Genomic DNA, 21,969 nt, shown 5'->3' with positions numbered 1-21,969 from the left:
ACCCGTGCTATCTTGTGCCTCCGCCCGGAAACACACTGCCATGCCACTGCACATTGAAACCCCGTTGATGGAATCACGCCCGTTGAGCGTGCTGAGCGGCCAGTCCGTCTGGCTGAAGCTGGAGGCGCTGCAAGTGCCAGGGTCGTTCAAGATCCGGGGTATCGGCCACGCATGCACCGTTTACCGGCAGCGCGGGGCGCAGCGTTTCGTGTCGTCATCCGGCGGCAATGCCGGGCTGGCCGTCGCCTATGCCGGGCGTTGTCTGGGGCTGCCGGTCACGGTCGTGGTGCCGGAAACGACGACGGCACGGGCGAAAGAACTACTGGCTCTGGAAGGGGCCGATGTCATCGTGCACGGCAGTTCCTGGCAGGAGGCCAACCAGCATGCACAAACCCTGCTGGGTGCGAGCGATGCCTTCCTGCATCCGTTCGATGATCCGCTGCTATGGGAGGGCCATGCGACGATGATCGACGAGGTCGCCCGGGCCAGTGGCAAGCCGGATGCCGTGGTGCTGTCGGTCGGTGGTGGCGGTCTGCTGTCCGGCGTCGTGGCGGGTCTGCAGCGCAATGGCTGGCATGACGTGCCGGTGCTGGCGGTGGAAACCGAAGGAGCGGCCTCGTTCCAGGCCGCCGTGCAGGCCGGGCATCCGGTGGCACTGGAGCGGATCAGCAGTATTGCCACTTCGCTGGGTGCCAAGCAGGTGTGCGAGCAGGCATGGCACTGCGCGCAGACACACCCGGTCCACAGTCTGGTGATACCGGATCGCAGCGCCCTTGCTGCCTGCGAGCGTTTTCTGACCGATCACCGCATTCTGGTCGAACCGGCCTGTGGCGCAGCGCTGGCCGCGGTCTACGAGCAGGCCACCGCCCTGGCCGCCTGCCGCAAGGTGCTGGTGATCGTATGCGGCGGCGCGACGGCGACCATCGACCAGATCCGTACCTGGGCCGGGCAGCAGGACCAGGCGTAGCGCGTCTGCCCGGGTGGCCGTTACGGCGCGATCTTTACCGCCTGCACGGTCACGTGTTTGCGGACCGGGCTCGACAGCACCAGTGAGGTCGTCACCGCGCCCTCGACGGCCAGGGCATCCACGACGCGTTCCAGGTCCTGCGGCTCGGCGATGGCGCAGCGCACGATAAAGCAGTCTTCGCCGGTCACGCGGTCAGCGCTCAGCACCTCGGGCATGGCCTCGAACAGCGCCAGATACCGGGCGATGCCGGCATGCGTGGTCCTGATCCGGATAATGGCTTCCAGGCCGACGCCCAGCGCGCGCAGGTTGACGCGGGCGCCGTACCCTTCGATAACGCCGCTGTGTTCCAGCTTGCGCACGCGCTCACTCATCGCCGGCTGTGAAAGGCCGATCTTCTTTCCCAGTGCCGCCAGGCTCTGGCGTGCGTCAGCCTGGAGCGCTTCCAGGATCTGGCGGTCCTTCTTGTCGACAGGCATGTGCTTCCGATCGGGTTGCTGACCGATGAATCATCGGTCAGGAGGGCGGATTTCCGATGAACTGCCATTCGCCACGAATGGCATCCCCGGTATCGTGGGGTACTTTCCTCGGGAGGACAAATGCAACTCATCGGAATGCTGGATTCACCCTACGTGCGGCGCACGGCGATTTCCCTGCGGCTGCTGGGGCTGCCCTTCGAACACCGGCCGCTGTCGGTATTCAGTGACTTTGACCGGTTTCGCGAGATCAATCCGGTGGTGAAGGCACCGACGCTGATCTGCGACGACGGCACTGTGCTGATGGATTCCTCGCTGATCATCGACTACGCCGAGGGAGTGAGCTGCCGCTCCCTGATGCCGGCTGCCGCCAGCGAACGGGTCCGCGCGCTGCGTCTCACCGGGCTGGCGCTGGTCGCCTGCGAGAAAACGGTGCAGATCGTCTACGAGCAAAACCTTCGACCGGCCGGGAAGCAGCATCAGCCCTGGCTGGACAGGATCGGCAGTCAGCTCGTTGCGGCCTGGTCGGCCATCGAGCAGGAAGCGACAGCCACACCGCTGTCGGCCGACGCCGCCCTCATGACACAGGCCGATCTGTCGGTTGCCGTGGCCTGGGCATTCATGCAACTGATGCTGCCGGACCTCCTTGTCCCCGACGCCTGCCCGCTGCTGGCCGACTTCTCGCTGCGCGCGGAACGCCTGCCTGCATTCCTGGCGTCGCCGCAGCGCTGACCGGTTCAATTAACCAGTACACCGCACAGGCCGGGCAGATGCAGGAACGGCTGCATGAACCGGGGGCATTCGATATCCATCCGGCCGGTGTCGCTTGTCGTGCCGAAGTGGTAATGGGCCTGCAGCGCTGGCGGCAGGGCATCCCAGTCGGCGCCGAGCACCTGCTGTATCAGACTTTTCATGATCCGGCTCCCGGAAAGTGTTTGAAGACCATCAGTGCCACGACCCGTACCATCGAGAGAAAGGCCGGGACGCCGAGCCAGAACCACCACCGGGTCATGGTCCAGTACCGCGCGGGCAGGGGCGTGCCCCGGACCATGGCTTCGCTGGCGAGGCGCTGCATGCGTATCTGCAGCCAGACCACGGGCAGTCAGCAGGCACCGGCAAAAAAATACAGGAACAGGCTGGCGGCAATCCATACGCTGGTTGGAAAAAGGCTAGAGAATGCCCCGGAAAGACGAAAGCAGTTTGCTTGTCCGCACCAGGCCCTGCTTCAGCAGAATGGCGAGGTAGTGATCCACCGCTATCGGTGGATTTCTGAGCTGCTCTCGCTGTTTCCGGGCTGCCTGGACGACGGCTGCCTGATCCAGATCGAACAGGTTTTCGATAAAGCTGTCCGGATGCTGAGCGTCGATTCCGTAGCCTGACAGTACCCTGGACGGAAAGTCTTTTTCATTGAAAGTCACGATCACGCTGGCATTGCCGTGTATGGCTGCGGCCAGCACATGGCGGTCATCAGCATCAGGCAAGGCCAGCGCTTCTATCAGGTGTTCATGACCTGTCACCACGGCATCCGGGATGGCCTGGTCCATCAGGGCTGCGGTGCGGCTGACTTGCCGGGGTGTCAGGTCCGGGCGGTTCTTCAGCAGGTTGCGCTGCCATTCGGCGTGGATTTGCGGGCTCCATCGTGCCCGGAACTGCCCTGACAGTCCGAGCCATATCAGCAGGTCCCGCAGTGGTGCAGGGTAGAGGACGCAGGCATCGCAGAGGGCGACAAAGGGCGTCGCCATCAGTCGTAGCCCATGCCCAGCGCCTGGGCCTGGCTGGCCAGTGCAGCCATGGCCTGCTCACTGTTGTGATCACGTTCAGCCTTGAAACGCATCAGGTCGGTGAGCCGGATACGTCGATGCTTGCCTGTCCTGTGGCAGGGCAAAGCGTCGTTATCGAGCAGCTTGACCAGATGCGGGCGTGAGACATTCAGCAGATCCGCCGCTTCCTGTGTGGTCAGTTCGGCATGCACGGGAACGACTTTGACGGTATTGCCTTCTGCCTGTTCGGCCAGGATATCCAGCAGCAGGCGCAGGGCAGAGATGGGCAGATCCAGCTGGTGGGACTGATTCTGTTCATCGAGTATCTGCAGGCGCTGGGTGCCGGGGCCGCTTGCCAGGCAGGCGGCCAGCGCACGTCGCCCTTCACCGGCCAGCTGTGCCTCCCGCGCCGCCGGGAGCGTCATTTCGGCTGACAGAACTGGGGTCATGGCTTGTTTCCCTTGTTTAGCCATATCGGACAGGTACACCGTAAACGAAATAATCGAAAATCGCAATAAACGAAATGGTGCCGGTGAGCCTGCCCGCCTCACCGGTTCCGCACGCGCAGCACCAGCAGCGCAATCACGCCGGCGACCAGCCCCCAGAAGGCCGAACCGACGCCGGCCAGGGTGACGCCGGACGCGGTGACCAGAAAGGTGATCAGCGCCGGCTCGCGATCGCTGTCCTCGCGCAGGGCGACCGCCAGGCCGTTGCCGATGGTGCCGAGCAGCGCCAGACCGGCAATGGCCAGCACCAGTTCCTTCGGCAGGGCGGAGAATACCGCACCGACCGTGGCGCCAAAGGCGCCGATCAGCAGGTAGAACACCCCGGCCGATACGGCGGCCATATAGCGGCGCGACGGGTCTTCATGCGCCTCGCGGCCCATGCAGATGGCGGCGGTGATGGCGGCCAGATTCAGCGCATAGGCGCCGAATGGCGCCAGCAGCAGCGTGGTCAGACCGGTCCAGCCGACCAGTGGCGACACGGGCACGTCGTAGCCGGAAGCGCGGATCACGGCGACGCCGGGCACATTCTGCGATGCCATGGTGACGACGAACAGCGGCAGGGCGATGCCGACCAGCGCGGCGAACGAGAACGACGGCAGGGTGAACACCGGCGTGGCCAGTTCCAGTCGCACATCGCCGAAGTGCAGCTGTCCATGCAGCAGCGCCACGGCCAGGCCGGCCGCCAGCGCGAGAATGATGGCGTAGCGCGGCAGCAGACGGCGGGCAAGCAGGTAGACGGCGCACATGCTCACGACCAGCAGGAACTGCGCCTGCAGGGCGACGAACACATTGAGGCCGAAACGCAACAGGACGCCGGCCAGCATGCCGGCGGCCAGCGAGACCGGAATGCGCTTTATTGCCCGCTCGAACACGCCGGAGAATCCGGCTGCGGTGATCAGTGCCGCCGAGACGACAAAGGCGCCGATGGCCTCGCTCATCGGCACGCCGGCAGCGCCGGTAATCAGCATGGCGGCGCCCGGTGTCGACCAGGCGGTGACGATGGGCACCCGGTAGCGCAGCGACAGCACGATGCAGGTCAGGCCCATGCCGAGGCCGAGCGCCCACATCCAGGAGGCGACTTCGGCCGCATTGGCGCCTGATGCCTCAGCGGCCTGGAACACGATGACGGCCGAGCTGGTAAAGCCGACCAGCACGGTCACGAAGCCGGCGATGATCGCCGACAGCGACAAATCCTTGAAAGCACGCATGGGTCAGACTGCCAGACACGAATGACGGGAGGGTGAGTGTAACTGCGAACCCGCCCGTGACGCCAAGGGGACGAGGCGTGGTTACTGGCCGCGCAGGAACAGCCCGTCCAGCTCTTTCATGCTCAGTTGCCGCCAGGTCGGCCGGCCGTGGTTGCACTGGTCGGAGCGTTCGGTGGCTTCCATGTCGCGCAGCAGCGCGTTCATTTCGGTCAGCGTCAGCGGCCGGTTGGCGCGGACTGCGCCATGGCAGGCCATGGTGGCCAGCATCTCGTCGCGGCGGGCGGTAATCGCCTCGCTGGCGCCGAGCTCGCGCACTTCGGCCAGCGTGGCCCGCGCCAGCGATACCGGGTCGGCATCGGCCAGCAGCGCCGGGCGGGCGCGGACCGCCAGCTGCGCCGGGCCGAGCACGGTCAGCTCGAAGCCCAGCCTTGCCAGCAGTTCGGCCTGGTCGGCGGCGGTGGCGACTTCAAAGCGGTCGGCCGGGAAGGTGACCGGAATCAGCAGCGGCTGGTTCGGCAGCCCGTCGCGGTCGAACGCGCGCTTCAGCCGTTCGTAGACAATGCGTTCGTGTGCCGCGTGCATGTCGACGATGATCAGCCCGGCGGCGTTTTGTGCCAGCACGTAGACGCCATGCAACTGGGCAATGGCGAAGCCCAGCGGCGGCAGGGTGTCGTCGCCGGTTGTCAGTGCCGGCGCCGGCTCGAGCGGCGAGCCGGTCTGTGGTGCTGGCGCATCGCCGTCATCGCTGCCGGCGGGCCGGACGCCGGCACTGGCGCGTTCCCGGGATTCGATATCGCCGAACAGCAGGCGGTAGGTGTCCAGCCCGCCTTCGGCCGCTTTCAGGTCCAGCGGCCGGGTGCCGCCGCGATAGGCGAAGCCGGCACTGCCATTGCCGCCTGCACTGTAGTGTGGCGTCGGCGAGGCCGTGTCGGGCCGGATGGCGGGGGCATCGGTATCGGGGGCATCGGTATCGGCCGGGCGGTCATCGCCGGTGTCGGCCTGGCCGGCTTCCCGGGTGCGGGTGGTCGCCAGCCGCCGGTTAACGGCATGGAACACGAACTGGTGCACGGCCTGGGATTCGCGGAAGCGCACTTCGACCTTGGTCGGATGCACATTGACGTCGACCGCTTCCGGCGGCACGCGCAGGAACAGCGCGTAGCACGGCTGGCGTTCATGATGCAGCACGTCGCGATAGGCCTGGCGCACGGCATGCGCCAGCAGCTTGTCGCGGACGAAACGGCCATTGACGAAGCAGTACTGCGCATCCCGGCCGGCCTTGCTCAGTGATGGCGAGGCAGCGAACCCGGCGATGGCCAGCGGGCCGGCCGCTTCGTCGATATCCAGAGCCGCGGCAACGAAGTCCTTGCCCAGCAGCCGGCCGACCCGGTCGGCCAGCGACTCGGACGGCAGCCGGTTCACCACCCGGCCATTGTGGCGCAGCAGGAATTCGACATGCGGGTAGGCGAGGGCGACGCGCTCGAACACGGTTGCGCAGTGGGCGAATTCGGTCGATTCGCTTTTCAGGAATTTGCGCCGCGCCGGGGTGTTGAAATAGATGTCGGCCACTTCGACCGTGGTGCCCGGGGCGTGGGCGGCCGGTTCCGGTGCTTCCAGTGTGCCGTCCAGTGCCGAGACCGACCAGGCGTGTTCACTGTCGGCAGTGCGGCTGACCAGTGTCATCCGCGAGACCGAAGCGATGCTGGCCAGACCTTCGCCACGGAAACCGAGCGTGGACACCTGCTCCAGATCGTCCAGTGACGAGATCTTGCTGGTGGCGTGGCGGTGCAGCGCCAGTGACAGGTCGTCCTGGCTGATGCCGTTGCCGTCGTCGTTGACCCGGATCAGCTGGATGCCGCCCTGGCCAAGGTCGACGGTGATGCGGCTGGCGTCGGCGTCGAGGCTGTTCTCCAGCAGTTCCTTCAGCGCCGACGCCGGCCGTTCCACCACCTCGCCGGCGGCAATCTGGTTGACGAGATGGTCGGGCAGGCGGTGGATGCGGGACATGCGGGCTCCGGCGGAACGGCAGAAAACGCGATTTTACCGGCTTAGCGCAGCCGGCGTACGCGCCACAGTTCGATCAGGCCGGGCAGGAAGGACACGAAGACGATGGCGACGATCAGCAGCGACAGATTGCTGCGGATGACCGGCAGGTTGCCGAACAGATAACCGGCGTAGCAGATGCCGGCGACCCAGAGCACGGCGCCGACCAGATTGAAGCTGAGGAATTTGCGATAACCCATGCCGCCGATGCCGGCCACGAACGGCGCGAAGGTGCGCACGATCGGCACGAAGCGCGCCAGGATGATGGTCTTGCCGCCATGGCGGGCGTAGAAGTCGTGGGTTTTTTCCAGATACGCGCGACGGAACACGCGCGAATCCGGATTGCTGAACAGCCGGTGGCCGAAATACTTGCCGATCTGGTAATTGACCGTGTCGCCGATCACGGCGGCGGCGATCAGCGTGATCACCAGCAGGTGGACATCCATGCCGCCCAGCGCGGCAATGGCGCCGGCGACGAACAGCAGCGAATCACCGGGCAGGAACGGCATCACCACCAGCCCGGTTTCACAGAATACGATCAGGAACAGGATCAGGTAGATCCACGGCCCGTAGGCGGCGACCAGCTCGGTCAGGTGCACATCGATATGGAGGATGAAATCGATGATGAAGCTGATGAATTCCATGGGGCGCACCGGGGAAAAAGACGGACTGTGCCAGTCCGGAGCTTAAGGATGAATGAATGAGCGGCATGCAAAACGTGCGGCCGCAGCCGCACGTTCACACTGCCGATAACCCCGCCCGGAAGCGCGGACGAGCGCAGCGGGGTCAGACGACCGCTTCTTCCTTCGGCTTGACCGGCTTGATCATGTGCTCGCGCGATACGCCGAGCGCCAGTGCGATCGGGCTGGCCACCAGCACCGACGAGTAGATGCCGAACACGATGCCGATGGTCAGCGCCATGGCGAAGCCGTGCAGTGCCGGGCCGCCGAAGAACAGCATCGACAGCACCATCATTTCGGTCGAACCGTGGGTGATGATGGTCCGGCTCATGGTTGCGGTAATGGCGTTGTCGATGATTGCCGCCGTGCTCTTGCCGCGCATGCCCGGCTTGCGGAAGTTTTCCCGGATCCGGTCGAACACCACCACCGATTCGTTGACCGAGTAGCCAAGTACCGCCAGCACCGCCGCCAGCACCGTCAGCGAGAACTCCCACTGGAACAGCGCGAAGCAGCCGAGAATGATCACCACGTCATGCATGTTGGCAATCACGGCCGCGACGGCGAAGCGCCACTCGAAGCGCACGGCCAGGTAGGCGATGATGCCGAGGCAGACGATGGTCAGCGCGGTCAGGCCGTGGGTCACCAGTTCTTCGCCGACCTGCGGGCCGACGAACTCGACCTTGCGCATCTCGACCTGGTCACCGCCGGACTTCAGTGCCGTCAGCACCTCGTTGGAGACCTGGGCCGACGTGCGGTCCTTGATGTTCGGCAGGCGGATCAGCACGTCGCGCGAGGTGCCGAGCATCTGCACTACCGGGTCGCCGATATGCAGGCCGTCGATCTGGGTACGGATCTTTTCCGGTTGCGCTGCCTGCTGGTACTGGACTTCCATCACCGTACCGCCGGTGAATTCGACCGAGTAGTTCAGGCCCTTGGCGTACAGGAAGAAGACGGCGGCGAGGAAGGTCAGCAGCGAGATGAGCGTGGTCACCTTGCCGTAGCTCATGAAGCGGATGTCGTGCTTCAGGAAGTGCTTCATCCACCACGGATGTTTGCCGGCCGGGGCCGGCGTCTTGCTGTCTTGCATGAATGAGGTTTCCATCGTTAGGCGGCATCGGGCCGCATGCAGGCGGCGAACGCGTCGCCACCGACAGAAAATCAGCCGGGTATGGTAGCACAGGGCCGTCGGCACATTGCTGACGGCCAGCTGATGCCGGCAGGGTTTTTACGGCAGTGCCGCATCGTCGGCACTGCCGCCGTCATCGCCGGATGACGAGGACGACGACACGGATGCCGCCATGTCGGCCGGCAGGTCGATCCAGCCGGCCGAGACGCCGACGCTCAGCATCAGCGACATCACCAGGATCGACACCGGCGCGAACAGCAGGATGCCGGCGATCACCCGGCCGCGCGACAGGCCGCTGATCAGGGTCAGCGAGCGCATCAGCAGCAGGATCGAATAGACCGACAGCGCGAAGTTCAGCCCCTGGCTGACATCCGGCGGCAGCCAGCTGGTCAGCGGCGTCAGCAACTGCGGGGCGTAGGTCAGCACGATCAGGCCGAACAGCGGTGCCGGCCGTTCCCAGCCGGCGTGCTTCATCCAGCCGCCGATAAACACCATGAACAGCAGCGTTTCCGCCCAGGTCAGGATGATGAAGAACAGCATCCGCGTGCCGGCGCCGGCCACGAAGCCGACCGCCTCGTTGCTGGCGGCCGAGGTGATGCCGACCAGCGTCAGCAGCAGCGCACTCTGCCAGAACGGATACTGGTAGGCCTCCAGCGTCCAGATGCGGAAGCGGGCCAGTTCCAGCGCGTCGTCGATCAGTCGCATCAGTCGAACACGACCGTCTTGTTGCAGTACGACAGCACGCGGTTGTCCACATGCCAGCGCACGGCGCGCGACAGCACGACCTTTTCCAGATCGCGGCCTTTTTCGATCAGCGCGTCGACCGCGTCGCGGTGCGAAATGCGGGCCACTTCCTGCTCGATGATCGGGCCTTCGTCGAGATCCTGGGTTACATAGTGGCTGGTGGCGCCGATCAGCTTCACGCCGCGGGCGTGGGCGCGATGGTACGGTTTGGCGCCGTCGAAGGCCGGCAGGAAACTGTGGTGGATATTGATGACGCGGTTCGGGTAGCGACGGACGAAGTCGGCCGACAGCACCTGCATGTAGCGCGCCAGCACCACGAAATCGATACCGGCTTCTTCCAGCAGGCGGAACTGCTCGGCTTCGGCTTCGGCCTTGTTGTCGCGGGTGACCGGCACGACATGGAACGGAATGCCGTTGAACTCGACCAGCCGGCGGCAGTCTTCATGATTCGAGATCACCAGCGGGATGTCGCAGCCGAGCTCGCCGATGCGCCAGCGGTGCAACAGGTCGACCAGGCAGTGCTCGTACTTCGACACGAAAATCGCCATCCGCGGCTTGCGCGACGACAGCGACACGTTCCAGTCCATCCGGTGCTCGTCGGCGATCGGCTGGAACGCGGCGGCAAAGCTTTCCATCGGCAGGGTGAAACCGTCCAGATCCCATTCCACGCGCATCAGGAACAGGTTCTCGCCGGCATCCTGATGCTGGTCGGCATGCAGGATGTTGGCGTTGTAGGTCATCAGGAAATTGGCGATGGCCGCGACCAGACCCTTCTGGTCCGGGCAGCTCATCAACAGCGTGGCGGAATGTTGTTCGCTCATGATCAATCTGTATAAATGCACGACGGGCTGCCCGAAAAGCAGCCCGTCTCAATATCGTAAGGCGGGAGTGCGCGCGAGGTTACGCGTTGCGGTTGGCGGCGTCGAGGGTGTTCTGCAGCAGCGTGGCGACGGTCATCAGGCCCACGCCACCCGGCACCGGCGTGATCCAGCTCGCGCGTTCGCGCGCGGCGTCGAAATCGACGTCGCCGGCCAGCTTGCCGTTGTCGAGGCGGTTGATGCCGACGTCAATGACCACGGCGCCCGGCTTGATCCAGTCACCCTTGACGAAATGCGGGATGCCGACGGCGGCAACGACCAGGTCGGCGTCGCGCACCCTGGCCGGCAGGTCGCGGGTCTGGCTGTGGCAGATGGTCACGGTGGCGCGTTCCATCAGCAGTTCCAGCGCCATCGGCCGGCCGACGATATTCGACTGGCCGATCACCACGGCGTTCATGCCCTTCACGTTGATGCCGGTGTGTTCGAGCATGATCATCACCCCGCGCGGCGTGCACGGGCGCATCAGCGGCATCTTCACCAGCAGACGACCCATGTTGTACGGGTGGAAACCGTCGACGTCCTTGTGCGGCGCAATGCGCTCGATCACGGTTTCCGACGCGATGTGCTCCGGCAGCGGCAGCTGCACCAGAATGCCGTCGACGTCGTCGCGTGCATTCAACTGGTCGATCAGTGCCAGCAGCTCGGCTTCGGTGGTGGTGGCCGGCAGGTCATGGGCGACCGAGGTGATGCCGACCTTCTCGCACGAGCGCTTCTTGTTGCGCACATAGACTTCCGAAGCCGGATTGTTGCCGACCAGGATGACCGCGAGGCACGGTGCGCGTTTGCCTGCATCGAGACGAATTTTTACGCCGTTTTCCACCCGGTCGAGCAGATCTGCGGAAATGGTTTTTCCATCAATCAGTTGTGCCGTCATGCCCTTGCTTTCACACCAGAAACCGAAAAGCGGATTTTCGCATTTTTTGGGCTTTTTGCTCAACAGGTGTTGACAGGAATCGTCCGGGTTTTTATAGTGGCGTCCTCTTGTTCGGGGCGTAGCGCAGCCTGGTTAGCGCACCTGATTTGGGATCAGGGGGTCGTGAGTTCGAATCCCACCGCCCCGACCATTCAAGGCAACGCCCGACGGTCCGTGCGCCCGTAGCTCAGTTGGATAGAGCATCGGCCTTCTAAGCCGAGGGTCACAGGTTCGAATCCTGTCGGGCGCGCCACTCGGAGTGGTCAGCAGCAAGAGTTGTAGTACCGGTTTCTGTGGTGGATGTAGCTCAGTTGGTAGAGTCCTGGATTGTGATTCCAGTTGTCGTGGGTTCGAGCCCCATCATCCACCCCAAAATTCACAAGCCCCTGATTCAGCAGAATCAGGGGCTTGTGTCGTTTCGGACGTTGTGGCGCCTGCTGGTCCAGGCTGAATTTCGGAAGATGATTTTGTGTTTTCGGAACTTGACCTGTTGTCGTGAGGTCACCGGACCGGCTTGGCGACCCTTGCTCGTCGTCTGTCGTAGTGCCGTTCGATCAGTGTTCCCCGCGTGCGCGGGGATGAACCGGGCATTCGTCTCGCTGTACTTGAAAGCCGGCATGCCGATGCCGCTTGAATGGCTCGGCGGCAGAATGCCTATGCAGCGTGCTCAGCGTACTCTTCGATAGCTTCGGCTACCCACTCATTCAGGCTTTTCCCCTGTGCAGCTGCAGAAACGGCGGCCGCAGAATGAGTGGCCGGATCAATGCGCACGTTGAATTTGCCAGAATAGGACTTGTAGGGCTCGATACCCTTTTCCGTGCACATAGCCAAGTAAACCCGGAGAGAGGTTTCGCCCTCGGCCTTGAGGCTGGCGACATCCGCCGCATAGAAGTCGGCTCCGCCGCTCAGACCGATGAACTCGCCGCGGAACATCTCGATTTCGGGATCGTAGGCAATGACGGCCTTCTGGCCGTTGATGATCATGATGTTGTTCATGGCTTGACTCCGTTTTCTTCCAACCACTTGCGGACTGATGCTACGGCACCCTTGTCTGTCTCCGGTGACGGGTGGGGCCGGTGAAACACGCGCACCGACCCGAACAGCGTCACGCCGATGCGCGAACCCTCGCGCTCTTCCACCGTGGCGCCCAGTTCGACGAGCAGGGCCTCAATCTCTTTCCAGCGGATGTTGCCGCTGACGGGGCGCTTGAAGATCAGTTCCAGCGTGGATTGGTATCTGCGTTTCATTGATTTATGGTACCAAATTGTAGTACCAAGTCAAACCATTGATGGGTAGATGCGGCGGCTGGTGTCGGTGTTGACCTTCCACCGGCATGGGGCTTTGTTTTTTTGGGGGAGCCCCATGCGACCGGATTTCCAGATCCTTGCCGATGGCAAGGACACTACCGCCACGTTCCGTGACCGTCTGATCAGCCTGCGCATTACCGACAAGGCCGGTCTGGAGAGCGATGCGGTCGAGGTCACGCTCGATGACCGGGACGGTGCCATCGATTGCCGCCCGCAACAGGCTGACCCCCGTGTGCCAGGTTAAAGCCGCCATCGACCGCCTCGACCAGATGAATGAGAGCGACCTGCACTTCATTATCCTGTGACCGGCCGGGGTGTGACGCCGGCGTCACAAACCCTTTCTGGCGACAAAAAGAATCCCTGCAAAATTCCGGGTTTTTATGCAGGGGTCAGATGAGAATCAATGGGGTAGCGGCAAGTGGCCGCCGGTGAGTCCGGTCATGGTCCCCCGTCTTCCGCGATCCGCTTCAACGCCCGCTCGCTGTCGGCATCGACCGGTACGTACACCAGCAAACGATCGCCGTTTCTTGGTGCCGACCACCAATTGACCTGCTGTAGCTCCAGCACACCAACCAGCGGGTGGCGGAAGCGTTTGCTCTGGTTCTCGATGCTGCGCACCTCATTGCGCTGCCAGGTGTCGCGGAAGTCGGCGGAGATGCTGAGAAAACGCTGCAATTGCGCGCCCCATTGCGGGTCTTCCAGATGGCCGGCCATGGCTGCGCGGAACGAGGCGACCATGCGCGGCAGGATATCGTTCCAGTCGGCCAGCCGGCTGCGCCAGACCGGGTGGGTCAGCGCCAGATAAATGCAGTTGCGATCCTCATGCGGGACCTGCGTCAGATCGACGCCGATCAGGCGGCTGTAGGCCGGGTTGTAGCCGAGGATGTCGAAGCGGGCATTCTGGATCAGGGCCGGCAGCGGATCGAGCTGGTCGAGCAGGATGCGGGAAGCGGTCGACAGTCGTTCGCAGGAAGGCGCGTGAGGCGCAACCGGTTCACCGAGGCCGGCAAGGGCGAACAGATGGCGGGTTTCCGCCGCGCTGCACTGCAGGGCGACGGCAATGGCGCCGAGCGATCTGGCCGAGGCCTGGATCGGCCGGCCCTGTTCCAGCCAGGTGTACCAGGTGACGCCGACCTCGGCCAGCTGGGCGACTTCTTCCCGGCGCAGGCCCGGGGTGCGGCGGCGGCCGACGCGCGGCAGGCCAAGGCGGACCGGGTCCAGACTTTCCCTGCGGCTGCGCAGAAAGGTACCCAGTTCGCGGGTGCGGTGGGCGGCGGCGTCGGTCTGGGGGGCGCTGGGCATGATGGCATTCCGGTGACGGGCAGTTTTTATACCAGGATAAGCAAGAACTGGTACCCGGTTAAACGATACGCGATGCTGGCACTTCACTCCAGCCGGAACCACGATTGCATCCCATGAAAAACCCCGTTTACCCGCCAGCGCTCGGCCGTGCCGGACTGATGATCCTGCTGGCCGGGCAGTTGCTGCCGATGATCGACTTCTCCATTGTCAATGTTGCGCTCGATGCCATCGCCCGCTCACTGGATGCCACGCCGACACAGCTCGAACTGATCGTCGCCATCTATGGTGTGGCCTTTGCCGTCTGCCTGGCCATGGGTGGCCGGCTTGGCGACAATTTTGGCCGGCGGCGGCTGTTCTGCCACGGTGTCTGGCTGTTCGGCTTCGCTTCGCTGCTGTGCGGGCTGGCGGGCACGGTATGGATGCTGTTGCTGGCGCGGGCGCTGCAGGGCGTCGGCGCCGCGCTGATCGTGCCGCAGATCCTGGCCACCCTGCATGTCAGCCTGCGCGGCCGCGAACATTCGCGTGCGCTCGGTCTGTATGGCGCCATCGGCGGGCTGGCCTTCGTGGTCGGCCAGGTGCTGGGCGGCTTTCTGGTCTCGGCCGATATTGCCGGGCTTGGCTGGCGCAGCGTGTTCCTGATCAATCTGCCGATCTGCGTGCTGGTACTGGGCTGCGCCCGTCTGTGGGTGCCGGAGACCCGGCAAAACGACGCCGCACGCATCGACCGGCCCGGCACCGTGCTGCTGGCGTTGCTGATCGTCTTTCTGCTGCTGCCGCTGGCACTGGGGCCGGCGCAGCACTGGCCGTGGCCGTGCGTGGCGATGCTGCTGGCGGTGCCGCCACTGCTGTGGGCACTGTGGCGGGTCGAGTTGCGCCAGGAACGGCGTGGTGCGTTTCCCTTGCTGCCGCCGGCCTTGCTGCGCCTGCCGAGCGTGCGCTTCGGCCTGCTGATCGCCGTGCTGTTCTTCTCGTGCTGGAGTGGCTTCATGTTCGTGGTGGCGCTGCTGCTGCAGTCCGGAGCCGGATTGTCGCCCTTCCAGTCCGGCAATGCCTTTATCACGCTGGGCGTGATCTATTTTCTGGCATCGCTGCAGACTGCGCGGCTGGTCGAGCGTTTCGGCAAGGTGGTGACGCTGCGGCTTGGCTGCGTTGTCCAGATGACCGGCCTGCTGGTGCTGATGCTGACGCTGAGCCGGGCATGGCCGCAGCTTGGCGTGCTGAGTCTGGTGCCGGGGTCGTTGCTGATCGGCAGCGGGCAGGCCTTGATCGTCAGCTGCTTTTTCCGCATCGGCCTGTCCGATGTGCCGGTGACCCGGGCCGGTGCCGGCGGAGCCATGCTGACCACGGTGCAGCAGGCCGCACTGGGGCTGGGGCCAGCGCTGCTGGGGGCGGTGTTTGCCCACCGCCTGCACGCGACCGGTGGTGATTATCTGCAGGCGGTGCTGACGGCACTGGCCGCCGAGCTGTGCCTGATGGCAGTGCTGGTGGCCAGTGCCGTACGCTATCGCTGCCGGTGACGGCAGGTACTGCTCAGAGGTTGACCATGGTCAGCTGCGCATCGTTGTAGCGCTGGCCGACCACGCTGGACGGGGGCAGGGCCGCCGTGATGGCGGCGCGTGCGTCGGCATCGAGTTCGATATTGGCGGCGGCGGCATTCTCCTCCAGATGGCTGACGCGGCGTGCGCCGGGGATCGGTACGATCTGTTCATGCTGTGCCAGCAGCCAGGCCAGCGCCAGCTGCGCCGGCGTGCAGCCCCGGCTGGTCGCCAGCCTGGTCAGCGCGTCGACCAGCACCAGGTTGTGGCGCAGCGCCTCGTCCTGGAAGCGCGGCAGCGTGCGGCGGAAATCGTCAGCCGCCAGGCTGTCGGTGCTGGTCAGCTTGCCGGTCAGGAAACCGCGTCCGAGCGGGCTGTACGGGACGAAGCCGATGCCGAGTTCGCGGCAGACCGGCAGCACTTCACGTTCGGCATCGCGGCTCCACAGCGAATACTCGGACTGGACGGCGGCAATCGGATGCACCGCGTGCGCGCGGCGCAGCGTGGCCGCCGACACTTCCGACAGGCCAAGGTGGCGCACCTTGCCGGCACGCACCAGTTCGGCCATGGCGCCGACGGTGTCCTCGATCGGCACCTGCGGGTCGACCCGGTGCTGGTACAGCAGGTCGATGCAGTCGACGCCGAGGCGGCGCAGCGAGCCTTCCACCGCCTCGTGCACATGTTCCGGCCGGCTGTTGACGCCGGCCATGCGCTCGGTGCCCTGGCCGTGCGGCAGGATGTTGAAGCCGAATTTGGTCGCCAGCACCACCTGGTCGCGGCGGCCCCTGATGGCGCGGCCGAGCAGGGTCTCGTTGGTATACGGGCCGTAGACTTCGGCGGTATCGAGAAAGCTGACGCCAAGATCAATGGCGCGCTGCAGCGTGGCGATGGCCTCCTGCTCGTCGGCGGCGCCGTAGCCGAAGCTCATGCCCATGCAGCCGAGGCCGATGGCGGAAACGTTCAGGCCTTGCCGGCCCAGTGTGCGGGTTTTCATTGCGGAGTTTTCCTGGTCAGGTGACGACCCCGGTAGTGTCGCGTGCTTCATTGCTGGTGATAAGTCCGCTTATGATGGATGAACTACTGAGGAAAATTCATCAATGACCCGATCCGACAACGAGGTTCGCGCCCATGGCCACCAGGCCCCGCCCGATCTGGGAGAGCTGGAGGCGTTCGCCTGCGTGGCGCGCCATCGCAGCTTTCGCAAGGCCGCCGCCGAGCGGCGGGTGTCGGCGTCGGCGCTCAGCCATGCACTGCGCGGACTGGAGGCGCGCATGGGCGTGCGTCTGCTGAACCGCACCACGCGCAGCGTCACCCCGACCGAGGCCGGCGAGCGCCTGCTGGCGCGGCTGGCGCCGGCGCTGCGCGAGATTGGCGAGGCGCTCGACGAGGTCAATCTGTTCCGTGATACGCCCAGCGGCACGCTGCGGCTGAATGTGCCGCGGGCAGCGGCAAGATTGCTGCTGGCGCCGCTGTTCGCACGCTTTCACCAGGCCTGCCCGCAGGTGCGGCTGGAAGTGGTCACGGATGACGGACTGGTGGATATCGTCGCTGGCGGTTTCGATGCCGGCATCCGTTTCGGTGACAGTCTGGCCGGTGACATGGTGGCGCTGCCGCTGGCGCCGGCATCGCGGCTGATTGTCGTTGCCGCGCCGGCCTACGCCGCACTGCACGGACTGCCGGTCACGCCGGACGAACTGAAGGATCACGCCTGCATCGGCCGTCGCTTCCCTGGTGGCGCGGTGTATGACTGGGAGTTTGTCCGCCATGGCCGGCCGCTGGCAGTGCAGGTGAATGGACCGCTGCTGCTCGACGACGATGTGCTGATCCTCGGCGCAGTGCTGGACGGCATCGGCCTGGCCTATATGTACGAGGCCATGGTGGCGGACGCACTTGCCGACGGGCGGCTGCTGCGCGTGCTCGACAGCTATTGCCTGCCGCCGCTGGACTTCTTTCTCTATTACCCGGGCCGGCGGCAGATGCCGGCCACGCTGCGGGCGTTTATCGGGCTGTTGCGTCCACCCGTTGCCGGCTGACGGCCTCGTGCGGAAATGAAAACGCCGCCGGCGCGGGCACGTCTCCCGCGCCGGCGGCGCCTGTCGGGCGGAGCGGATCAGGCGGCGATGGCGGCCTTGCTGCCGGTATCGTGCTTCTCCACTACCATGGCGTCGATCAACTGGATGGTTTCCTGGCTGGCCTTTTCCGCTTCGCGCATCCGGGCGAGGATGGCTTCGCTTTCCCCGGCACCGTGTTCGGCCAGGGTGGCGGTGGCGGTGGCGATATTGTCGCTGACCAGCGATATCCTGGCCTGCAGCGCCTGGAACGAGCGGGTGCTGCCGAACTGCGTCTGGCCTTCGCTCTTGATCCAGGTATCGCTGCGCACGTCGCGCTTGTCGGACTCGCTGGCCTGACGTGCGTCGAGGTGCATGTACGCACCCTGCTTGTAGATGATGTGGTCGACCTTGACCCGCGACACCAGCGATTTGTCGCGTACCAGCGACACGCGGCCGATCACTTCGCTCGACGTTTCCGCCAGGTTCTCGAACTGGCTGCGGAATGCGTCGATCGAGGTCTTGACCCGGGCGGCGGTCTCGCCGCTCTGGCTCGACTTTTCGCGCATGTTGGCGATCAGGTCCGACAGCACGGTCAGCACGTTCTTGACTTCGCCGGCCGTGCTCTTGCTGCGCTCGGCCAGGATGCGCACCTCGTCGGCGACCACGGCAAAGCCACGCCCCTGTTCACCGGCCCGCGCCGCCTCGATGGCGGCATTCAGCGCCAGCAGGTTGGTCTGGTCGGCAATGGCGGCAATCGACGACAGCGAGGTCTCGATATGGGTCCATTTTTCGCTGAGGGTCATCGCGGTTTCATTCACGGCGCTGACGCTGTCGACGATGGTATCCAGCTGCAGGCTCAGGTCCTGCGCACTCTTCAGGCTCTCGTCGGCACCGGCGGCATTGCCTTCCGCCAGCCGGGACACCGATTCCATCTCGCTGCTGATCACGTTCAGGTCACTCTGGTTGGAGGCCAGATTGCTCTGCAGGTACTGGGTGTTCAGTTTGTGCAGCTGGGATGACAGCTGGTTCTGGCGCACATAGACGTCGTTGTCCTCCATCGCCTTGATCGCCTTGGCGAACACTTCCATCGACAGCGAGAACACCCCCGGCATCCCGGACGACAGCGGATAGCGGTTGAAATCGCCCTTGCTGATGCGCACGAAGCAGGTATTGATTTCCTTGAAATAGGTCTCGATCAGGTCCATGAAATCGTTGAGTTCCCAGGCGACCAGGCCGATTTCGCCCATGCCCGGCGTGCGGGTTGCGCGGTGGTACAGCTCGCCCTTGTTCGCGTAGCTCAACTGCTCCTTCAGGATGCCGAGAATGGCGAACATCCGCGACGTTTGCCGGTGGACATGGAAGCTCAGCAGGATCGAACAGGCGGGCAGGGCCAGCAGGTACAGGCTGTCGTTGTCGATGAAGACTTCATGGCCGGCCGCGATCAGGATCAGGATGTTGAATGCCAGCAGATACAGATAGGTACGCTGTTTCAGGAACAGCGAGGAAGTGGTGGTGGTGCCCATGTAGGTTGATTCTCTGTTACTTGTTCAGGCCGAGGACGAAATTTTCGTACGAGCCGGCGTGGGCCTTGTCCAGGTAGTCCTGTAACCAGGCCAGCGAGGTATCCGGTGCTGCTGCCTTGCCGGCGGACTGTTCCACCGCGCGCATTTCGGCATAGATTCTGGTCATGGTGTCGATGGCATGCCGGGTCGGCATGCGGCGGACCGAATAATAGCCCTTGGTGCTGCCATCGATGCCATAGTCAGGCGTGACATTGGCGAACACCCAGTAGAACCCGCCATCCGCGGTGTAATTCTTCAGGATGCCGAAGAATTCCTTGCCCTGCATGAGTGTCTTCCACATCAGCCGGAAGACGCCGCGCGGCATGTCCGGGTGGCGGATCAGGTTGTGCGCTTGTCCCAGCAAGGCGGATTCCGCGTAGTTCGACACCTGCATGAACTTCCGGTTGGCATAGGTGATGATGCCTTTCTGGTCCGTCTTGGTGATGATCAGGTCGTCGGGCTGCAGTCGCACTTCCTGGTTGTTCATTGAAATCAACTCCGTTGCTTTGTGTCTTTGCGACCGGTCGTTCGCCATCGGCTACGCCACAACGCCGGCGGTGCATGGCGCACGGCAGGCGAGGGAAATGTCTGCGAGGGAGAGGGGGCGGCGGGAGGGGCGGCGGCCCGCCTGCCCGGGACCGGTACGACTTTTTGTCAGGGCTGCGCGGGCGCAGGGGGGAGGGCGGGTCATGACAGGGCTTCGTGGCAGGGATTTGCTGACGCACGCCGGGATGCCGTGGCGTCCGGTGCGGCCATTCGTCCGCTGTTGTTCCGCATTTTTTTGCGACAATTCTGATGCTGCCGGCATTGACGGAATTTAGGTTAATCCGCTTGCTATTGTCAAGCGGATTGCCTTGTTTTCGCTGGAAAAAATCAGGGTCATGACAAAAAGACAAGGGCGACGCGGCAGGCGTCGCCCTTGTCCCGGGACTGCCGGAAAAACTACTTCTTTTCTACCCGGCCAATCGGATACAGATAGGCATTGGCGTCATAGAACGGCGTGTGCTGGTAGAACCACTGCAGACGGGCGCCGGCATCCCTGGCGAAGGCCTTGTCGGTCTTCAGCTTGTGCTGGAATTCGGCCTTGAGTTTCGGGTCCTGGGCCAGCATCTGCCGCGCCATCGGTTCCATCACGTATTCCTCGGGTTCTTCGGCGGCGACCAGGGTCGAGTTGAAGAAGCCCCATGACCAGAACGAATCCGGGCTGGTCGGTTCGAGCAGGTTCATGGCCAGCACGCCGAGCGGCTGCCGGGCATCGATGACCACCGAGCCGGCCGGGAAAGTCTGCAGGCGCTTGACCGGTTTGGCATCGCCGCTGACCAGCAGGTGGCCTTCATAGCCGGGGATCTGGTTCTTCGCCGCCCGGTCGGGCTCGAAGCCGCCGGCGAGCTTGACGTTGTCCATCCGGTACAGGGTGACTTCGACCGGCGTCGGCTTGTCCAGGGTCTTCATCTGGATGCCGTGCGCGCGCAGCCGCTTGATCACGTCGCTCCACTGCACCGGCACGATGTACTCGGCCGGCCGGGTGACGGTCAGGTCCGGCACGTCGTTGGCGGTGACCGGTACGGTCATCGTCTTCGGCTTGTTGGTCCACTTGATGGTTTTCTGGCCGGTGATCGGCGACATCTCGTAGGTGTAGGCGCCGCCGGTGAACTGGACTTTCTTCGGTGTACCCGGCTTCCAGGTCAGGGTGACCTTGTCGTCGGACAGTGCCTTGCTGCGGTCGGCGGCAATGGCGGTCTTCAGCGAGCCGGCATTGTTGCCGACCGACTCGAACATCGCCTTCAGCATCACGTAGTTGCCGAGTACCTGGGTCTTGTACGGGTGCAGCGCATGCTGTTCGATCAGCACCGAGGGCACGCTGCGGATATCGCCGTACTGGTTCGAGAAGCGGGCCAGGTCGGTACGGTACGGGTAGTAGCCCTGGGTCAGGTCCTTGTTGTCGTTCAGGCTGATGCACTCGTGGATCTGGTGGCCGTAGCTCTGCACTTCCTTGTAGACGTGCGGCTGCATCACGGTATCCATCCAGCGGGTCGCGGCCGGCGACCAGCCTTCGCCGTTATTGCAGTACGAGCTGTCGTACGGATACATGGCGCCGTCGGTCGAGTGGGTGTCGGCGAAGAAACTCAGGTCGTACTGGTTGAACACCCAGGCCACGTTGCGGATTTCGGCGCTGTCGAGCTTGGTGAAGTCGCGGTTCAGGTTCAGGTTCTGGCCGTTGACGCGCCAGCCGGTGATGTCCGGACCATTCTGGTTGATGCGGCCATAGGCGCTGGTGCGCATGTCGCCGTCAACGTTGACGGTCGGGATGAACAGGATGTTGACCTTGTCCAGAATCGACGCCAGCGGCTTCTTGCCGGTGGTCATGTCGCGCAGCAGCATGAACATCGCGTCCTTGCCGTTGGCTTCACCCGGGTGGATTTCTGCTTCGACCAGCACGGTCGGCTTGCCGGACTTCTTCAGGCCTTCCGGGCTCTTGTCCGCCGATGTCGACGCGACGGCCAGCATCATGTCGTAGCCTTCGGCGCTTTTCTCCGGCATCCAGGTCAGCTTGATCGCGCCACTGGAGGCGGCCGCGAGTTTCTTCATGTACTCGACGGTCTGCGTGTAGTTGCTGGTCTTGTGGAAGTCGCTGGCCTCGGCGACGGTGGCGAGCGGATTGTCGGCACTGACCAGGAATCGGGTACTGGTCAGTGTCTGCTCGAACATCGGCGGCAGAATGCGGGTCTTGGCGGCCGGAACGGCGGTCGAATCGTCGATATAGCCCGGGGCTTGTGGCAGGGCTGCCAGTGCCGGCAGGCTCATGATGGCGAGCGCGCTGGTGGCAAGGGCGAAACGACGGGAAGGGAAGGTGTGCATTTATGGCTCTCCGTAACGGGTGAGGCATGAAAGCGGGGTCCGGTCGCGTAACGGACGT

24 protein-coding genes and 3 tRNA genes are annotated in these 21,969 nt (G+C 64.2%); 8 read left to right on the top strand and 19 right to left on the bottom strand.

The genetic code is table 11. The annotated features are described in order from the left end of the window. Positions 1 to 40: 40 nt before the first annotated feature. Positions 41 to 967 carry a pyridoxal-phosphate dependent enzyme gene (locus DFO50_RS04670; RefSeq protein WP_028497735.1) on the top strand — a complete coding sequence of 309 codons (927 nt, stop codon included), beginning with the start codon at positions 41 to 43 and terminating at the stop codon, positions 965 to 967. A 20-nt stretch (positions 968 to 987) separates the two neighbouring features. Here the strand turns inward: DFO50_RS04670 and DFO50_RS04665 are convergent, their stop codons facing one another. Next, positions 988 to 1,443: an Lrp/AsnC family transcriptional regulator gene (locus tag DFO50_RS04665; RefSeq protein ID WP_107889434.1), complete on the bottom strand. Its 456-nt coding sequence runs from the start codon at positions 1,441 to 1,443 to the stop codon at positions 988 to 990. 120 nt (positions 1,444 to 1,563) lie between these two features. Between DFO50_RS04665 and DFO50_RS04660 the strand changes: the two genes are divergently transcribed. Beyond that, the gene (locus DFO50_RS04660; RefSeq protein ID WP_112692133.1) at positions 1,564 to 2,172 is read left to right on the top strand and encodes a glutathione S-transferase; all 609 of its coding nucleotides are present in this window, start codon (positions 1,564 to 1,566) and stop codon (positions 2,170 to 2,172) included. A gap of 5 nt (positions 2,173 to 2,177) precedes the next feature. On the opposite strand, the gene DFO50_RS19090 is transcribed toward DFO50_RS04660, so the two are convergent. The 11 genes from DFO50_RS19090 to folD all read right to left on the bottom strand — a co-directional run bounded on the left by DFO50_RS19090 (position 2,178) and on the right by folD (position 11,256). Further along, complete coding sequence (locus DFO50_RS19090; protein ID WP_156952444.1) at positions 2,178 to 2,354, bottom strand: hypothetical protein; 177 nt, start codon at positions 2,352 to 2,354, stop codon at positions 2,178 to 2,180. Beyond that, complete coding sequence (locus DFO50_RS04655) at positions 2,351 to 2,536, bottom strand: DUF2269 family protein (protein WP_255420181.1); 186 nt, start codon at positions 2,534 to 2,536, stop codon at positions 2,351 to 2,353. The genes DFO50_RS19090 and DFO50_RS04655 overlap by 4 nt, the downstream gene beginning before the upstream one ends. A 73-nt stretch (positions 2,537 to 2,609) precedes the next feature. Next, positions 2,610 to 3,182 (bottom strand): PIN domain-containing protein, encoded by a 573-nt coding sequence (locus tag DFO50_RS04650; RefSeq protein WP_036384697.1) that lies wholly within the window; start codon positions 3,180 to 3,182, stop codon positions 2,610 to 2,612. After that, the gene (locus DFO50_RS04645; protein ID WP_233495187.1) at positions 3,182 to 3,715 is read right to left on the bottom strand and encodes a helix-turn-helix domain-containing protein; all 534 of its coding nucleotides are present in this window, start codon (positions 3,713 to 3,715) and stop codon (positions 3,182 to 3,184) included. Before DFO50_RS04645 ends, DFO50_RS04650 begins: the two co-directional genes overlap by 1 nt. Before the next feature lie 32 nt (positions 3,716 to 3,747). Then, on the bottom strand, positions 3,748 to 4,914 hold the full coding sequence (locus DFO50_RS04640) for a benzoate/H(+) symporter BenE family transporter (RefSeq protein ID WP_028497740.1): 1,167 nt from the start codon (positions 4,912 to 4,914) through the stop codon (positions 3,748 to 3,750). An 81-nt stretch (positions 4,915 to 4,995) separates the two neighbouring features. After that, positions 4,996 to 6,918, bottom strand: a complete 1,923-nt coding sequence (mutL, locus tag DFO50_RS04635) for a DNA mismatch repair endonuclease MutL (RefSeq protein WP_112692132.1) — start codon at positions 6,916 to 6,918, stop codon at positions 4,996 to 4,998. 41 nt (positions 6,919 to 6,959) lie between these two features. After that, positions 6,960 to 7,598, bottom strand: a complete 639-nt coding sequence (locus DFO50_RS04630; RefSeq protein WP_107889436.1) for a DedA family protein — start codon at positions 7,596 to 7,598, stop codon at positions 6,960 to 6,962. Positions 7,599 to 7,740: 142 nt separating this feature from the next. Next, positions 7,741 to 8,673, bottom strand: a complete 933-nt coding sequence (gene secF, locus DFO50_RS04625) for a protein translocase subunit SecF (protein ID WP_028497743.1) — start codon at positions 8,671 to 8,673, stop codon at positions 7,741 to 7,743. Positions 8,674 to 8,859: 186 nt separating this feature from the next. Further along, positions 8,860 to 9,465, bottom strand: coding sequence for a hypothetical protein (locus DFO50_RS04620; protein ID WP_028497744.1), 606 nt, complete (start codon positions 9,463 to 9,465; stop codon positions 8,860 to 8,862). Further along, a complete protein-coding gene (gene purU, locus DFO50_RS04615) occupies positions 9,465 to 10,325 on the bottom strand; it encodes a formyltetrahydrofolate deformylase (protein ID WP_028497745.1) in 861 nt (286 codons plus the stop codon). The genes DFO50_RS04620 and purU overlap by 1 nt, the downstream gene beginning before the upstream one ends. A 79-nt stretch (positions 10,326 to 10,404) precedes the next feature. Beyond that, positions 10,405 to 11,256, bottom strand: coding sequence for a bifunctional methylenetetrahydrofolate dehydrogenase/methenyltetrahydrofolate cyclohydrolase FolD (gene folD, locus DFO50_RS04610; protein WP_028497746.1), 852 nt, complete (start codon positions 11,254 to 11,256; stop codon positions 10,405 to 10,407). A 112-nt stretch (positions 11,257 to 11,368) separates the two neighbouring features. On the opposite strand from folD, the gene DFO50_RS04605 reads away from it, so the two are divergent. The 3 genes from DFO50_RS04605 (at position 11,369) to DFO50_RS04595 (ending at position 11,667) form a co-directional block, all read left to right on the top strand. Then, positions 11,369 to 11,446, top strand: a tRNA-Pro gene (locus DFO50_RS04605). A 25-nt stretch (positions 11,447 to 11,471) separates the two neighbouring features. Then, positions 11,472 to 11,548: transfer RNA gene (locus DFO50_RS04600), tRNA-Arg, on the top strand. A 43-nt stretch (positions 11,549 to 11,591) separates the two neighbouring features. Next, positions 11,592 to 11,667, top strand: a tRNA-His gene (locus DFO50_RS04595). 282 nt (positions 11,668 to 11,949) lie between these two features. Here the strand turns inward: DFO50_RS04595 and DFO50_RS04590 are convergent. Then, the gene (locus DFO50_RS04590; protein ID WP_028497747.1) at positions 11,950 to 12,291 is read right to left on the bottom strand and encodes a type II toxin-antitoxin system HicB family antitoxin; all 342 of its coding nucleotides are present in this window, start codon (positions 12,289 to 12,291) and stop codon (positions 11,950 to 11,952) included. Then, on the bottom strand, positions 12,288 to 12,542 hold the full coding sequence (locus DFO50_RS04585; RefSeq protein WP_112692131.1) for a type II toxin-antitoxin system HicA family toxin: 255 nt from the start codon (positions 12,540 to 12,542) through the stop codon (positions 12,288 to 12,290). The genes DFO50_RS04590 and DFO50_RS04585 overlap by 4 nt, the downstream gene beginning before the upstream one ends. Positions 12,543 to 12,657: 115 nt before the next feature. Between DFO50_RS04585 and DFO50_RS04580 the strand changes: the two genes are divergently transcribed. Then, entirely contained in the window at positions 12,658 to 12,846 is a 189-nt protein-coding gene (locus DFO50_RS04580) for a hypothetical protein (protein ID WP_146745017.1), read from the top strand. Positions 12,847 to 13,040: 194 nt separating this feature from the next. Here DFO50_RS04580 and DFO50_RS04575 read toward each other — a convergent pair whose 3' ends face one another. Further along, entirely contained in the window at positions 13,041 to 13,904 is an 864-nt protein-coding gene (locus tag DFO50_RS04575) for a helix-turn-helix transcriptional regulator (RefSeq protein WP_028497749.1), read from the bottom strand. Positions 13,905 to 14,017: 113 nt separating this feature from the next. On the opposite strand from DFO50_RS04575, the gene DFO50_RS04570 reads away from it, so the two are divergent. Continuing rightward, positions 14,018 to 15,421 carry an MFS transporter gene (locus DFO50_RS04570; protein ID WP_112692129.1) on the top strand — a complete coding sequence of 468 codons (1,404 nt, stop codon included), beginning with the start codon at positions 14,018 to 14,020 and terminating at the stop codon, positions 15,419 to 15,421. A 13-nt stretch (positions 15,422 to 15,434) separates the two neighbouring features. Here the strand turns inward: DFO50_RS04570 and DFO50_RS04565 are convergent, their stop codons facing one another. After that, entirely contained in the window at positions 15,435 to 16,433 is a 999-nt protein-coding gene (locus tag DFO50_RS04565) for an aldo/keto reductase (RefSeq protein ID WP_107889440.1), read from the bottom strand. Between the two features lie 103 nt (positions 16,434 to 16,536). Between DFO50_RS04565 and DFO50_RS04560 the strand changes: the two genes are divergently transcribed. Continuing rightward, positions 16,537 to 17,472, top strand: coding sequence for a LysR family transcriptional regulator (locus DFO50_RS04560; protein WP_112692128.1), 936 nt, complete (start codon positions 16,537 to 16,539; stop codon positions 17,470 to 17,472). Between the two features lie 77 nt (positions 17,473 to 17,549). Here the strand turns inward: DFO50_RS04560 and DFO50_RS19940 are convergent, their stop codons facing one another. The 3 genes from DFO50_RS19940 to DFO50_RS04545 form a co-directional block, all read right to left on the bottom strand. Then, on the bottom strand, positions 17,550 to 19,013 hold the full coding sequence (locus DFO50_RS19940) for a methyl-accepting chemotaxis protein (protein WP_107889442.1): 1,464 nt from the start codon (positions 19,011 to 19,013) through the stop codon (positions 17,550 to 17,552). 16 nt (positions 19,014 to 19,029) lie between these two features. After that, positions 19,030 to 19,539, bottom strand: coding sequence for a PAS domain-containing protein (locus DFO50_RS04550; RefSeq protein ID WP_036384701.1), 510 nt, complete (start codon positions 19,537 to 19,539; stop codon positions 19,030 to 19,032). A 455-nt stretch (positions 19,540 to 19,994) separates the two neighbouring features. Further along, the gene (locus tag DFO50_RS04545) at positions 19,995 to 21,911 is read right to left on the bottom strand and encodes a M14 family metallopeptidase (protein WP_107889443.1); all 1,917 of its coding nucleotides are present in this window, start codon (positions 21,909 to 21,911) and stop codon (positions 19,995 to 19,997) included. Positions 21,912 to 21,969 lie beyond the last annotated feature (58 nt).

Origin of the sequence: Microvirgula sp. AG722, from assembly GCF_003269145.1 — a bacterium.
GTDB lineage: Bacteria > Pseudomonadota > Gammaproteobacteria > Burkholderiales > Aquaspirillaceae > Microvirgula > Microvirgula aerodenitrificans.
Note: the sequence above shows the minus strand (reverse complement) of the source record. Positions and strands in the feature narration are given on the sequence as shown.